The 13,932-nt window shown below is 32.3% G+C and carries 11 protein-coding genes; 2 read left to right on the forward strand and 9 right to left on the reverse strand.

The features are described from left to right. Positions 1-49: 49 nt before the first annotated feature. The gene (locus tag AMN95_RS02415; protein WP_075522398.1) at positions 50-1,735 is read left to right on the forward strand and encodes a formate--tetrahydrofolate ligase; all 1,686 of its coding nucleotides are present in this window, start codon (positions 50-52) and stop codon (positions 1,733-1,735) included. A gap of 143 nt (positions 1,736-1,878) precedes the next feature. Then, positions 1,879-3,210 carry an NAD(P)-binding domain-containing protein gene (locus AMN95_RS02420; protein ID WP_075522399.1) on the forward strand — a complete coding sequence of 444 codons (1,332 nt, stop codon included), beginning with the start codon at positions 1,879-1,881 and terminating at the stop codon, positions 3,208-3,210. 5 nt (positions 3,211-3,215) lie between these two features. On the opposite strand, the gene AMN95_RS02425 is transcribed toward AMN95_RS02420, so the two are convergent. From AMN95_RS02425 to AMN95_RS02465, 9 genes are all read right to left on the reverse strand, one after another. Further along, the gene (locus AMN95_RS02425) at positions 3,216-4,247 is read right to left on the reverse strand and encodes a 2-dehydropantoate 2-reductase N-terminal domain-containing protein (RefSeq protein ID WP_075522400.1); all 1,032 of its coding nucleotides are present in this window, start codon (positions 4,245-4,247) and stop codon (positions 3,216-3,218) included. A gap of 5 nt (positions 4,248-4,252) precedes the next feature. Then, positions 4,253-4,519, reverse strand: a complete 267-nt coding sequence (locus AMN95_RS02430; RefSeq protein WP_075522425.1) for a DUF2160 domain-containing protein — start codon at positions 4,517-4,519, stop codon at positions 4,253-4,255. A gap of 95 nt (positions 4,520-4,614) precedes the next feature. Beyond that, positions 4,615-5,415, reverse strand: coding sequence for a carbohydrate ABC transporter permease (locus tag AMN95_RS02435; RefSeq protein WP_075522401.1), 801 nt, complete (start codon positions 5,413-5,415; stop codon positions 4,615-4,617). Further along, positions 5,412-6,278 carry a carbohydrate ABC transporter permease gene (locus AMN95_RS02440; protein ID WP_075522402.1) on the reverse strand — a complete coding sequence of 289 codons (867 nt, stop codon included), beginning with the start codon at positions 6,276-6,278 and terminating at the stop codon, positions 5,412-5,414. The genes AMN95_RS02435 and AMN95_RS02440 overlap by 4 nt, the downstream gene beginning before the upstream one ends. Next, the gene (locus tag AMN95_RS02445; RefSeq protein WP_075522426.1) at positions 6,278-7,345 is read right to left on the reverse strand and encodes an ABC transporter ATP-binding protein; all 1,068 of its coding nucleotides are present in this window, start codon (positions 7,343-7,345) and stop codon (positions 6,278-6,280) included. The genes AMN95_RS02440 and AMN95_RS02445 overlap by 1 nt, the downstream gene beginning before the upstream one ends. Further along, complete coding sequence (locus AMN95_RS02450; protein WP_075522403.1) at positions 7,338-8,402, reverse strand: ABC transporter ATP-binding protein; 1,065 nt, start codon at positions 8,400-8,402, stop codon at positions 7,338-7,340. The genes AMN95_RS02445 and AMN95_RS02450 overlap by 8 nt, the downstream gene beginning before the upstream one ends. A gap of 79 nt (positions 8,403-8,481) precedes the next feature. Further along, on the reverse strand, positions 8,482-10,200 hold the full coding sequence (locus AMN95_RS02455; protein WP_075522404.1) for an ABC transporter substrate-binding protein: 1,719 nt from the start codon (positions 10,198-10,200) through the stop codon (positions 8,482-8,484). A 95-nt stretch (positions 10,201-10,295) separates the two neighbouring features. Then, positions 10,296-11,777: a glycerol kinase GlpK gene (gene glpK, locus AMN95_RS02460; RefSeq protein ID WP_075522405.1), complete on the reverse strand. Its 1,482-nt coding sequence runs from the start codon at positions 11,775-11,777 to the stop codon at positions 10,296-10,298. Next, positions 11,777-13,930, reverse strand: a complete 2,154-nt coding sequence (locus AMN95_RS02465) for an ABC transporter permease (protein ID WP_075522406.1) — start codon at positions 13,928-13,930, stop codon at positions 11,777-11,779. The genes glpK and AMN95_RS02465 overlap by 1 nt, the downstream gene beginning before the upstream one ends. Positions 13,931-13,932: the final 2 nt, after the last annotated feature.

Genomic DNA, 13,932 nt, shown 5'->3' on the forward strand with positions numbered 1-13,932 from the left:
CTCTAAAAAGAGATACTAATCTGGCAGTTTTATATTTTAATAACATTTAATGAGTGAAGTTAAATCAGACATTCAAATAGCTAGAGAAGCAAAAATGAAGCCGATAAAAGATATATTGGCTGATATAAACGTACCAGATGAAAGTTCAGCTTTTAGCCCAATGGGAAGGCATATTGCGAAAATTAATCTAGATTTCATAGATAATTTAAAAAATAATAAAGATGGAAAATTGATTTTAGTAACTGCAATTACGCCTACACCGGCTGGTGAAGGTAAAACTACTACTTCTGTTGGTCTCACAGATGGGCTTAATAAAATTGGAAAAAAATCTATTGTGTGTCTGAGAGAACCAAGCCTTGGGCCATCTTTTGGATTAAAAGGAGGAGCTGCTGGAGGAGGTTATGCTCAAGTTGTTCCTATGGAACAAATTAATTTACATTTTACTGGAGATTTTCATGCAATAACCTCCGCTCATAATTTATTATCTGCTTTAATAGACAATCATATTTATTGGGGAAATAAGTTAAATATTGATGTTAGAAGAATTTCTTGGAGAAGAGTAATGGATATGAACGATAGATCTCTAAGATCAATTATTGTTGATCTTGGAGGTGTTGCAAATGGTTATCCACGTCAGGATAGTTTTGATATCACTGTCGCTTCTGAATTAATGGCAATTTTTTGTTTAGCAAAAGACTTAAAAGATTTAGAAAACAGAATAGCAAATATAACAATAGGTTATACGCGTGATAAAAAAGCAATATTTGCAAAAGATTTAAATGCTCAAGGACCAATGACTGTTTTATTAAAAGAGGCAATTCGACCTAATGTCACTCAAACACTAGAGAATAATCCAGCCATAATTCATGGTGGACCATTTGCAAATATTGCACATGGATGTAACTCAGTGATTGCAACAAAAGCAGGATTAAAGTTGGCAGACTATGTCGTTACAGAAGCTGGTTTTGGAGCTGATCTCGGTGCAGAAAAATTTTTGAATATTAAATGTAGAAAATCTGGGATTAAACCTGATTGTGTGGTGATTGTTGCAACGATTAGAGCTCTAAAAATGCATGGTGGACTTTTAAAAGAAGAATTAAAAAATGAAAATGTAAGTGCATTAAAAAAAGGTTTAACAAATTTAGAGAGACATATAAATAATATAAGAAAATTTGGTCTACCTGTTACAATAGCAATAAATCATTTCATTAATGATAGTGATAAAGAGATGAAAACTTTGTTAAATTTCTGTAAAACTCAAGGAGTAAAAGCTTCCAAATGCACACACTGGTCAAATGGAAGTGAAGGAACAATAGAATTAGCAAAAAATGTGATTGAAATTTGTGAAGATAATCAAGATACATTTAAATTTTTATACGACGAAAAACTTCCATTGTTTAAGAAAATTGAAAAAATTGCACAAGAAATTTATCACGCAAGTGAGGTAGTTGCAGACACTAAAGTAAGAACGCAGTTAAGAGAGTTTGAAGAAAAAGGTTATGGAAAACTTCCAGTTTGTATTGCAAAAACACAATATAGTTTTTCAACTGATCCTAATCTTAAGGGGGCCCCTACAGGTCACGTTCTTCCGGTTAGAGAAGTTAGATTATCATCAGGAGCAGAATTTATTGTGGTGGTATGTGGAGAAATAATGACTATGCCTGGTCTACCAAGGATACCTGCTGCAGATTCTATAAAATTGAATAAAAAAGGTGATATAGAGGGATTATTTTAATAAATTTAAACTATTGTAATAAATAAATTTTAAAAAAGTTACCAAAATTCAACTGAGAGTTAGTACTTTGTAAAAAATTTTTTTATTTTTTTTAAATTTTTTGTAGAATAACTTTTAATATTTTTATTATTGGAAAATACTAAATGACTAAAGTAGCAATTATTGGATCAGGGCCATGCGGCTTATCAATGTTGAGAGCATTCGAGCAAGCTGAAAAAAAGGGTGAAAAAATTCCAGAAATAGTTTGTTTTGAAAAGCAAGAAAATTGGGGTGGTTTATGGAATTATAGTTGGCGAACAGGTTCCGACCAGTATGGTGATCCTGTTCCAAACAGTATGTACAGATATTTATGGTCAAATGGACCAAAAGAATGCTTAGAGTTTGCTGATTATTCTTTTGATGAACATTTTGGTTTTCCTATTCCTTCTTTTCCACCAAGAGAAGTTCTATACGACTATATTGTTGGAAGAGTTAAGAAAGGTAAATCTAAAGATAAAATAAAGTTTAATACCAGAGTTGCAAACATTGAATATAAGAATGACAAGTTTGAATTAATTTATCAAGATAAAGTAAGTAATGAGACGTCTAAAGAAACATTCGATTATGTGGTTGTTTCATCTGGTCATTTCTCTGTTCCTTTTATCCCTGAGTATAAAGGAATGAATTCTTTTCCTGGAAGAATAATGCATTCTCATGATTTTAGAGATGCTGAAGAATTTAGAGGTAAAGATGTAATAGTACTTGGTAGTAGTTATTCAGCAGAGGACATTGCACTTCAATGTAACAAATATGGTGCAAAAAGTGTAACAATTGGCTACAGACATAATCCGATGGGTTTCAAATGGCCTAAAGGAATGAAAGAAGTTCACTATCTGGACAGACTTGAAGGTAAAAAAGCTTTCTTTAAAGATGGAACTGAACAAAATGCAGATGCAATTATTTTATGCACTGGTTATCTTCATCACTTTCCATTCATTGATGAAAACTTGAAATTAAAAACTCATAATAGATTATATCCACCAAAATTATACAAGGGTGTAGTATGGCAGGATAATCACAAGATGATGTATCTTGGAATGCAAGATCAATTTCACACATTTAATATGTTTGACTGCCAGGCTTGGTTTGCAAGAGATGTCATCATGGGCAAAATAAAAATGCCTAGCTCTAAAGAAATTGAGTCTGATATTAATAAATGGGTTGCGATGGAAGAAAAACTTGAAAACCCAGATCAGATGATTGACTTTCAAACTGAGTATACAAAAGAGTTACATGAAATGTCTGATTATCCAAAAATTGATTTTGAATTAATCAGAACTCATTTCAAAGAATGGGAACATCATAAAGTAGAAGATATAATGACATACAGAAATAAATCTTTCTCTTCACCAGTAACAGGATCTGTTGCACCAGTTCATCATACACCGTGGGAAACTGCGATGGACGATTCTATGAAGACTTTTTTAGATCAGTAATTTATTTACTTCCAATCAATTTTGAGTTTTTCATTGTTACAAATACATTCAATCATGCTGAGTAACAATGGAAACTCTTTTTTATCAAATTCCTTTAATATCTTTGGGCCAATTGCAAAAGCTAAGTCGGCTCCTTCAACTGTGATTTCTTTCATAAATTTAGCTTTAGCATCTTTAAAAGTATGTCCTATTCCAAGATAAAAACCCATTTTACTATTTCTTCCACCAGCAGAACTTACATGTAGATCTCCTAAACCAGCTAATCCATAAGCTGTGTCTGGTTTACCATTAAGTTTTTTTGTTAAGTTTTTCATCTCTAAAACTGCTTTATAAACTAGAGAAGCAGCAGTATTTAAATAATACTTGTTTTTTATTTCATCATTTTGATTTTCGCTACTTAAGCCCTCTGAAGCTCCTATTAACATTGAATATATGTTTTTTGTAGCAGCGCATACTTCAACACCCATAAGATCGTCTGAATATTCTGTTGAATAATATTTTGTTGATATTATTGATCCTATTTTTTTAACAATATCTAAATTTTCATTAGCTAAAACTACACTGCTATTAATTCTATTTGCTAAACCACTTGCTAAACATGGTCCACCTACTGCTGAAATTTTTGCAGATTTAATATTTTTTTTCTCTAAAATTTTATTTAATTTTTCAGCTAGAGTCTCAAAATTATTATCGATCACAGCTAAACCTTTTGTGAGTAAAAGAATATTTGTAGAATGATTATAAAATTTAGACAACTCTTCTCCAATCCACTCTATCCCTTTTGAACTTACACCTACTACAATTAAATCAATATTTTTTTTTATTTCTTCGTCAAATTCAGAAAATTTAATAACTTTTACAGTTTCTGGGAGTTGACATTCTAAAATAGGATGAAAATTTTTATTTGAATTAATTTCTTCTATTACTTTGTCTTCTAAATATGATCCTACTAAATAAACTTCATTTGAATTGTCTGCACAAGGAACTGCGAAAGCTGATCCCATCGCACCCGCACCTATAATTACTACTTTGCTCATGTGTTCTAAACGTACCTAAATACAAATATTGCAAAAATAAATGATAAAATAGTAGCAATCCAAAGCATTGGGCCTATTAAACCTAACCATCCCAAATGAATGTAGGCTGAGCTCAATAATGAAATAAAGAGCCTATCTCCTCTTGTTGTGTCTAATCCTAGAACACCTCTTCTAGGACTGCCTCCAGGTTTTTTCTTTTCCCATAAAACCATTACAACAAAACACAGTATAATGAATAAGAAGAAAGCTGCGGTTTGCCAAGTCCAAGCCATCCAAGTAATAAATTCAAAATCAAAAAAACCTTTTTTTTGAGTTTCAGCAACGGACCCCCAAGTATTTGTGTCGGAAGCAAATGAATTAGTAAATATCATACCCTACCTAAAGCAAATCCTTTCGCAATATAATTCCTTACGAAATAAATTACTATTGCGCCTGGAATAATTGTTAAGCTACCAGCTGCAGCCAATAGTCCAAGTTCATACCCTGATGTACTGGCGGTTCTCGTCATTGTAGCAGCGATTGGTTTAGCTGCAACAGCAGTTAAAGTTTTAGCTAGTAATAATTCAACCCATGAGAACATAAAACAAAAAAACATTGTAATTCCTATTCCTGCAGTAATTGTTGGAATAAATATCTTAAAGAAAAATTTAGTAAATGAATATCCATCAACATAAGCAGTTTCATCTAATTCTTTTGGTACTGCTGACATAAACCCTTCTAAAATCCAAACAGCTAAAGGAATGTTAAATAGACAATGCGATAAGGCTACAGCTACGTGTGTATCAAACAAATTTACTGAAGAATAAAATTGAAAGAATGGTAGTGCAAAAACTGCTGGTGGTGCCATTCGATTTGTTAGCAGCCAAAAAAATAAATGTTTATCACCTAAAAATTTATATCTTGAAAAAGCATAAGCAGCTGGCAATGCAGCTGCAACCGAAATAATAGTATTTAAAACTACATAATAAATTGAATTTAAATAGCCAGTGTACCAAGTGCTATCTGTAAATATTTTTTTATAGTTTTCTAATGTAAACTCTTGAGGCCACAATGTGTAAGTATTTATAATCTCAGTTGTGGTCTTAAATGACATGTTTAATAACCAATATATTGGTAACATTAAAAAAATAATATAAATCGTTGGTACTAACCACTTAACTTTTTTCATAACTGACTCTCATTTTTCATCATTAAATTATAAAAAACCCAACAAACTGTAAGAACAATAAAAAAATATATTAATGACATTGCTGCTGCTGGTCCTAAATCAAATTGCCCTAATGCCATTTTAACTAAATCAATAGATAAGAAAGCTGTTGCATTTCCTGGTCCTCCCCCAGTTAAAACAAAAGGCTCAGTATATATCATAAAACTGTCCATAAACCTTAGAAGGATTGCAATAGTTAAAACTTTTTTCATCTTAGGTAATTCTATGTGTCTAAATACAGCCCATCTTGTTGCGCCATCAATTTCGGCTGCTTGATAATAAGCAGGTTGAATAGATCTCAATCCTGCATAAGAAAGTAAAACAACCAATGAAGTCCAGTGCCAAACATCCATTAATATAGTGGTAAACCAAGCGTCACCACTTTGTTGCGTAAAATTATAATCAAAACCCATTGCATTTAATGAGTGACCTAAAAAACCAATATCTGGAAGCGCAAAAATATTCCACATTGCTCCAACTACATTCCAAGGAATTAATAGTGGCATAGACATTAAAACTAAACAAATTGGAACTCCAATTCCCTCTTTTGGCATATTCAATGCTATAAAAATTCCTAAAGGTATCTGAATAACTAAAATAATTAACGTAAATAAAACTTGTCTACCTAAAGCAGCATGAAATCTTTCAGAAATTAAAATTTGTTTGAACCATCTTGTTCCTTCCCACATAAAGACATTGTTTCCAAAAGTTTCTTGAAAAGCATAATTAACAACTGTCATCAATGGAATGATTGCATTAAATGCAACAAGGACAAAAACAGGTACAACAAAGAACCAGGCTTTTTGATTTACAGTTTTATTCATTAATCTACTATCCAGTTGTCTCCATACACATAAGTGTATTCTTTTTTGAATGTTAAGAAAGCTGAGCCTTCTGGTATTTTTTCTGAAGCTTTAGTAATTAATTTTATTTTTCCACTATCACTTTCAGTTTCTATGATCTTGTTTTTTCCAATGTTACTCACGTTAAGTATTTTTACTGGTAAGCCTTCGTTGTTAAATGAAATAAACTCAGGTCTCACACCAATTTCCATTTTAGAAAAATTAGCATTATCTATTTTTAAATTTGAAGTCTTAATTTTTGTTCCATTAACAACGACTAAACCTTTGTCGATTTCACATGGAAGAATATTCATCCCCGGAGAACCTATAAAATGACCTACAAAAGTGTGCTTAGGTTTTTCAAACAATTCCACTGGTGTTCCTGTTTGGACTATTTGACCTTCATGCATAACAACTACTTGATCAGCAAAAGTTAAGGCTTCTGTTTGATCATGAGTAACATAAATCATGGTTCTCTTAATTTTTTGATGAAGCTCTTTTAGTTTTGATCGTAATACCCATTTCAAATGAGGATCAATAACAGTTAAAGGTTCATCAAACATTATTACATTTACATCCGATCTAACCAATCCCCTTCCAAGTGATATTTTTTGTTTTCCATCGGCTGTTAAGCCTGAAGCTCTATTATGTAATGTTGAAGTAAGTTCCAACATTTCAGCAATCTCATTAACTTTTCTTTTTATCTCTTCATCTGGAATTTTTCTATTTCTTAGTGGGAACGCTAAATTTTCAAAAACAGTCATAGTGTCATAGATCACGGGGAACTGAAATATTTGAGCTATATTTCTTTCTACAGGATTTTTTTCAGTAATATCTTCATCATTAAATAGAATTTGTCCTCGAGTGGGAATAATTAATCCTGAAATAATATTAAGCAATGTTGTCTTTCCACATCCAGAAGGTCCAAGTAAAGCATATGCTCCTCCATCCTCCCAATCAATATTTACATTTCTAATTGCCCAATCTTCATCTTTACTTTGTTTTTGTAAATAACTATGGCTTAATTCATTTAAAGTTATTTTAGACATTTCCCACCAATCTATTATTGCTGTCGAAATATAAAAATTCATCAGCATTCATGAAAAGTTTTGTATTTTCGCCCACATCTTTTTGATGAATTCCCTCTGACAATGATACCCAATTTAAATCCCCATTGTTAAAATGAATCATGCTTTCAGATCCACTCAGTTCTGAAATGATTACCTTTCCATTAATTTCTATAGAATTATTGCCTTCTTTATATGTGGTAATATTATGAGGTCTAATTCCTACTTTATAATTTCCATCTTTAAGATTTAAATTTGTTTTCCAGCTAACTTTATCTGATAATAATGAACAAGTTTCTCCTTTTTTGCTTATATCCGCAATATTCATAGGTGGATCACTAAATACTTTTGCTGAATCTAAATTATTTGGTTTGTTGTATACATCTAAAGTTTTACCATGTTGAATTACTTTTCCTTCTAAAAGTGTTGCTGTGTAACCGCCAATTAATAAGGCATCCGATGGTTCTGTAGTTGCATAAACCACAATACAATCTCTATCTTTAAATAATTTTGGTAATTCTTCTCTTAGCTCTTCTCTTAATTTAAAATCTAAATTAGCTAAAGGTTCATCTAGCAAAATTAGATCAGAGTCTTTTACTAAAGCTCTAGCCAATGCTGTTCTTTGTTGTTGACCTCCAGATAATTCCATTGGTTTTTTAGATAACATTGGAGTAAGTTTTAATAAGTCCGCAACTTTGCCAACTCTTTGATCTATCTCACTTTTTTCTATACCAATAATTTTTAGTGGTGAAGCAATGTTTTCGTAAACTGTAAAATTTGGATAATTTATAAACTGCTGATAAACCATCGAAACATTTCTTTTTTGGACTTTCACACCAGTTACATTTTTGTCATTAAAGTAAATCTCACCTGATGTTGGCTTATCTAATCCAGCCATTAGTTGCATTAAAGTTGTTTTTCCAGCTAGAGTGGAGCCAAGCAAAACATTAATTGTATTTTTTTCAAATTTAAGGTCAGTTGTGTAAATATGAGTTTCTTCACCAATTTTTTTTTCAATACCTTTAAGCTCTAAACTCATAAAAATTTATTTGTGAATTAAAAAAACAAAGAGGGGTAATTAAACCCCTCTTTGAAAAGATTTTATTTACAACGTAAAATTAGTTCCAAGCTTTTTCGTACGGAACAGTTTTACCTTGAGGCTTCTCATCTCGCTTAGCTTTTGGCGATCCTGCTTGTCCTAACCAGTATTCTTCACCTTTCGGTTTAGATAATCTTGGACCACATCCACCATACGTATTGTTAGCTTTATCTGCAGCCTCCATACGTGACATTACTAAGTTCATTTCTTCTGCAAGACGATTCATAGCTTCTTGTGGAGAAAAAGCACCTGAGTTAACATCTCCAATTTGTTGCCACCATATTTGCGCAAGTTTCGGATAATCCGGAACATTGATGCCTGTAGGTGACCATAATACTCTATTAGGAGATCTATAAAACTCTACTAATCCTCCTAACTTTGGAGCTCTTTCAGTAAAAGATTTATGGTTTATATCACTATCTCTTATGATGGTTAAACCAACGTGACTTTTCTTTAAAGAAACAGTTTTAGATACAACGAACTGAGCATATAACCATGCAGCTTTTCTTCTATCAACTGGAGTAGACTTAAATAAAGTCCATGAACCAGCATCTTGATATCCAAGCTTCATTCCCTCGTCCCAATAAGGTCCTTTTGGTGACGGACCCATTCTCCATAAAGGAGTTCCATTGTCATCAACAGTTTTATTTCCTGAGCTCTTAGGCGCTACCATCGATGCAGTAAACGCTGTATACCAGAAAATTTGTTGTGCTACGTTACCAGATGATAAAGCTGGTAAAGACTGGTAGAAGTCCATACTTGCAGCACCTGGAGGAGCATAAGCTCTTAACCATTCATCCCATTTTCGAATAGCGTAGACGGCAGCAGGACCATTTGCAGCTCCACCTCTTGCCACATCAGCTCCAACTGGGTTACATGTTCCTTTTTCCATTCTGATACCCCATTCATCTACTGGAACACCATTAGGTTTTCCAACAGATCCGGCACCAGCCATAGATAACCATGCGTCAGTCATTCTCCAACCTAAATCTGGAGCTCTTTTACCATAATCCATGTGTCCATAAACTCTAACACCATCGATGTTTTTAACATCATTAGTAAAATAATCAGCGATATCTTCATATGCTGACCAATTTACAGGTACACCTAAATCATATCCATATTTAGCTTTAAAACCTTTTTTGATTTCAGGTCTATCAAACCAATCTTTTCTAAACCAATAAAGGTTTGCAAATTGTTGGTCAGGTAATTGATAAAGTTTTCCATCTGGGCCTGTTGTAAATGATTTACCAATAAAATCATCGATATCAAGCGTTGGTAAAGTAACATCTTTTCCTTCACCAGCCATCCAGTCAGTTAAATTTACTGCTAGTTGAAGTCTTGAATGAGTACCAATTAAGTCAGAATCATTAATATATGCATCATACAAGTTTCTTCCTGTTTGCATTTGCGTTTGCACAGCCTGTACAACTTCACCTTCTCCTAAAAGTTGGTGATTTACTTTTATTCCAGTAATTTCCTCAAATGCTTTTGTTAGTGTTTTAGACTCATACTCGTGAGTAGGAATTGTTTCGGATAGGACATTTATTTCCATTCCTTTAAATGGTTTCGCGGCTTTTTGAAACCATTTTAATTCCTTAATTCTGTCTTTCTCAGATAATGTAGAAAGACTAAACTCACCTGTAGCATACTTCTTAATTGCATCAGCATAAGAAGAAGTTACAAGTAGTGAGAATGAAACAACAAAAGCTAGGATTGTTTTTATTTTATTAAGCATTTTTTTTCCTCTCTTGTGTTTGATAAAAATTAAGACTAACAAGAATTCGTAATGAGTGTAAAGAGCAAATTCTTTATTTTCAATTTTAAGTTGAATTAAATTATTAAACTTCTTTTAATTGCCTTTTGCCAGCCAATGATTAATTTTTTTCTTTTAGATAGTCCCATTTTTGGAATGAATTTTTTATCTAATTTCCATTTATTTGAAATATCTTTAAGAGACTTGTAAACTCCAATTTTTAGACCAGCCATAAATGCTGCACCCAACGCTGTTGTTTCGTCCACTTTTGGTCTTAAAACTTTTACATTTACTACATCACTTAAAAATTGAGCAAACCAATTATTTTTTACCATTCCTCCATCTACTCTTACGATTTTAGGTCTTAGGCCATCATTTTTCATTGCCTCGAATAAATCATAAGTTTGATACGCAACTGACTCGACTGTTGCTCTAACAATATCATTTATACCTGAGTCTCTAGTTAATCCACTTAACACTCCTCTAGATTTTGCATTCCAGTAAGGAGTACCCAATCCTGTAAAAGCTGGTACTAAATAGATACCATTATTTGAATTAAGCTTCTTAATTAATCTTTCAGTATCAGAGGCTTTTTTGATAAACTTTATCTTGTCTCTCAACCATTGAATACCTGCACCAGCAATAAATATTGATCCCTCTAACGCGTAAACATTTCTTCCGTTCAGTCTAAAACCAATTGTAGTAAGTAACTTATTTTTTGAATAAATTATTCTACTACCAGTATTTAGTAGTAAAAAAGCTCCTGTTCCATACGTACTCTTTAAAGATCCTGCCTCAAAACAACACTGTCCTACTGTTGCTGATTGCTGATCTCCAATCATGCCTGTGATAGAATATGACTCTCCAGTTATTTTTGGATCCGTATGCCCAAAATCATCTGAACAATCTTTTACTTCTGGTAGAATATGTTCTGGTATTTTAAGCATTTTTAAAATTTGTCTGTCCCATTTATTGTTTATGATGTTAAATAACATTGTTCGACTAGCATTTGTTGCATCAGTAAAATGATTTGTACCCCCAGTTAGTCTCCATAACAAAAAACAATCCACAGTTCCAAATAGTAACCTTCTTTTTTTAATTAATTCTTTAGCTTTAGGAACATTATCAATTATCCATTTTATCTTAGTTGCTGAAAAGTAAGCATCAATTAACAAACCTGTCTTATTATAGATTAATGTTTCTTTTTTTTGCTTAATAAGCTTATTGCAATAATCAACTGCTCTTCTATCTTGCCAAACTATTGCATTATAAATTGGTTTTCCAGAATGTTTGTCCCAAAGTATTGTTGTCTCTCTTTGATTTGTAATTCCTATAGTTAGAATTTTTCCTTTCAGATGTTTACTTTTTTTTATTACATTTCGTAAAACTTTTTGAGTTGTTGACCAAATTTCATCTGGATCATGCTCTACCCACCCATCTTTTGGGAAATATTGTTTGAATTCCATTTGTGAAACAAATTTAACTCTTCCGCTGAGATCAAAAAGAATTGCTCTACTAGATGTTGTGCCTTGATCAATAGAAACTATAAATTTATGCATCAGTCAATTCCAAGGTGTTTTTTTCTTTTATCAACCCAAGATCTAATTAGATTATCAAATATTAAAGCTATAAATGCTACGCATATGCCTAAAGTTAATCCGATCCCCGCACCTTTTTTATCTGATAATGCTTTTAAAATATATTGACCTAAATCTTCTGTACCAATGAATGCTCCAATAATTACCATAAATAGAGCAAATACAATTGTTTGGTTTATACCAAGCATCATATGAGGAAACGCTAAAGGAAATTCTATTTTAGTTAATCTCTGAAACTTATTTACACCTGACATAGTTGCAGCATCATGCAAGCCTGCTGGAACACTTCTAAGTCCCTCAATTGTATATCTTGTTGCTGGTATTGTAGCGTAAACTATAACTGCAATTAATACAGATGTATCCGTTATTCCAAATAACATCATTACAGGAATTAAATATACAAAAGAAGGGAATGTTTGAAAAATATCACAAACACCTAACATAAAATTTGCTGAGTGTTTATTTTGGAAACATAAAGTGCCAACTGTGAATCCAATAATGCATGATACTATTACGCCAAAAGTTGCCATATATGCAGTTACTAAAGCTCTATCCCACCAAGGGCTGAATGCGATAAATAAAGTTAAAGCACAAACTACTAATGCTGAACGTAAACCACCAATTAAATATCCCGCACCAACAATCAAAACTATTGTGGCTATTGCAGGCATTCTTAAATACAAAGCTCTCATAGGTTGAAGTACTTCTTGTATTAACCATGTATTGAAAGCTTTAATATAAATAAAGAAAGTATCAAAAATCCAATCTACTCCTTTATTCCAAAAATCAGCAGTTGATATTCCTTTATTATGAGGAATTTCAAATAAATAATTGAAAGTATCTTTAAATAAATAAGTTCCAATATAAGCTAGCACTATTCCAATAACAAATATAGCTCCAAAAAATAAAAGGTTTTTGTTTCTTTGGTAAAAGGTAAGATTACCAAAATAATCTGTTTGTTTATTGGCCCATGCCAGAGACAACTTGTCTAAAAGAATTGCAATCAAACTAATACATAAGCCTGCCTCTAAAGCTAATCCAATGTTTAATTGGTTTAGTGCTAATAACAAATTAAATCCTAAACCTTTTGCACCAATAAAAGCTGATATAACTGCCATTGAAAAGCAAACCATGATCACTTGGTTTACCCCAATTAAAATATCTCTTCTTGCGGTTGGAATTAATACTTTAAACATTAATTGAAAATTAGTGCATCCACTCATTCTACCTGCCTCAATAACTTCTGGAGAGACTGCTCTTAAACCTAATAAAGTTAATAAAATCATCGGAGGTATTGCTACAACCATAGTAATAATCACTGCAGCATGATCACCCACTCCAAAAAGAACTAGTGCTGGAACCAATACAGCGTATTGTGGCATGGTCTGCATTACCAGTAATATTGGGTATAAAGCTTTTTCTACTCGTTTACTTCTAAAAGCTGCTATCCCCAATCCTAAACCAAAAATAAAAGATAATGGAGCAGCAACCAATATAAAAGAAAGTGTTTGCATAGAGGGTTTCCATTGACCAAATACAGAAATGTAAACCATAGTTAAACCTGCGAATAAAGCTAGACCTTTACCACTAAGCTTATATGAAAGAAGCGCCGCACCTGCTGCAACAATTGTCCAAGGTAATCCTGGTAATTCAGCCCATGGATTTTTATCTATCCAATCCCAACTAGTAAAAGCAACTATAGTTTCAAGACCTCCTAATAATATCTCTCTAATTAATTCTATTAAAAAAGTCATGAAGGCAGTCAAATTTCTGCTTATTTGTAAAACTATCGGACGACTTTTAAATTCTTGAGTATCTTCGTTCCAAACTTCAATTGGCATCCAATCGTTCATTAAAAAAAATAATGAGTCATTAATCCAAATAGGCAACCAGCCAAGCAATGGAGGCAATCTCCAAAAGACATCAAAAGCATAATATCTTACTTCTTTTCCTAAAAATACATAACTACTTTGATTAGGATCTTTCACAAATTCTGCTTGGCCTCTAATGAACTTATATGTTTCAGGGACATCGACCGCAAAACATAAAGCAAAAAATACGATTAATAAAAATAACCATTGAAAAGTTTTTGGATATTTTTTTAAAAGTTCCATAA

Source organism: Candidatus Pelagibacter communis, from assembly GCF_001180185.1.
Lineage (GTDB): Bacteria > Pseudomonadota > Alphaproteobacteria > Pelagibacterales > Pelagibacteraceae > Pelagibacter > Pelagibacter ubique_F.

Coding starts and splice junctions, on each gene's coding strand:
- AMN95_RS02420 (WP_075522399.1), top strand. CDS start 1,879: ATGACTAAAGTAGCAATTATTGGATCAGGGCCATGCGGCTTATCAATG.
- AMN95_RS02425 (WP_075522400.1), bottom strand. CDS start 4,247: ATGAGCAAAGTAGTAATTATAGGTGCGGGTGCGATGGGATCAGCTTTC.
- AMN95_RS02430 (WP_075522425.1), bottom strand. CDS start 4,519: ATGGCTTGGACTTGGCAAACCGCAGCTTTCTTCTTATTCATTATACTG.
- AMN95_RS02455 (WP_075522404.1), bottom strand. CDS start 10,200: ATGCTTAATAAAATAAAAACAATCCTAGCTTTTGTTGTTTCATTCTCA.
- AMN95_RS02450 (WP_075522403.1), bottom strand. CDS start 8,402: ATGAGTTTAGAGCTTAAAGGTATTGAAAAAAAAATTGGTGAAGAAACT.
- AMN95_RS02415 (WP_075522398.1), top strand. CDS start 50: ATGAGTGAAGTTAAATCAGACATTCAAATAGCTAGAGAAGCAAAAATG.
- AMN95_RS02465 (WP_075522406.1), bottom strand. CDS start 13,930: ATGGAACTTTTAAAAAAATATCCAAAAACTTTTCAATGGTTATTTTTA.
- AMN95_RS02435 (WP_075522401.1), bottom strand. CDS start 5,415: ATGAAAAAAGTTAAGTGGTTAGTACCAACGATTTATATTATTTTTTTA.
- AMN95_RS02440 (WP_075522402.1), bottom strand. CDS start 6,278: ATGAATAAAACTGTAAATCAAAAAGCCTGGTTCTTTGTTGTACCTGTT.
- glpK (WP_075522405.1), bottom strand. CDS start 11,777: ATGCATAAATTTATAGTTTCTATTGATCAAGGCACAACATCTAGTAGA.
- AMN95_RS02445 (WP_075522426.1), bottom strand. CDS start 7,345: ATGTCTAAAATAACTTTAAATGAATTAAGCCATAGTTATTTACAAAAA.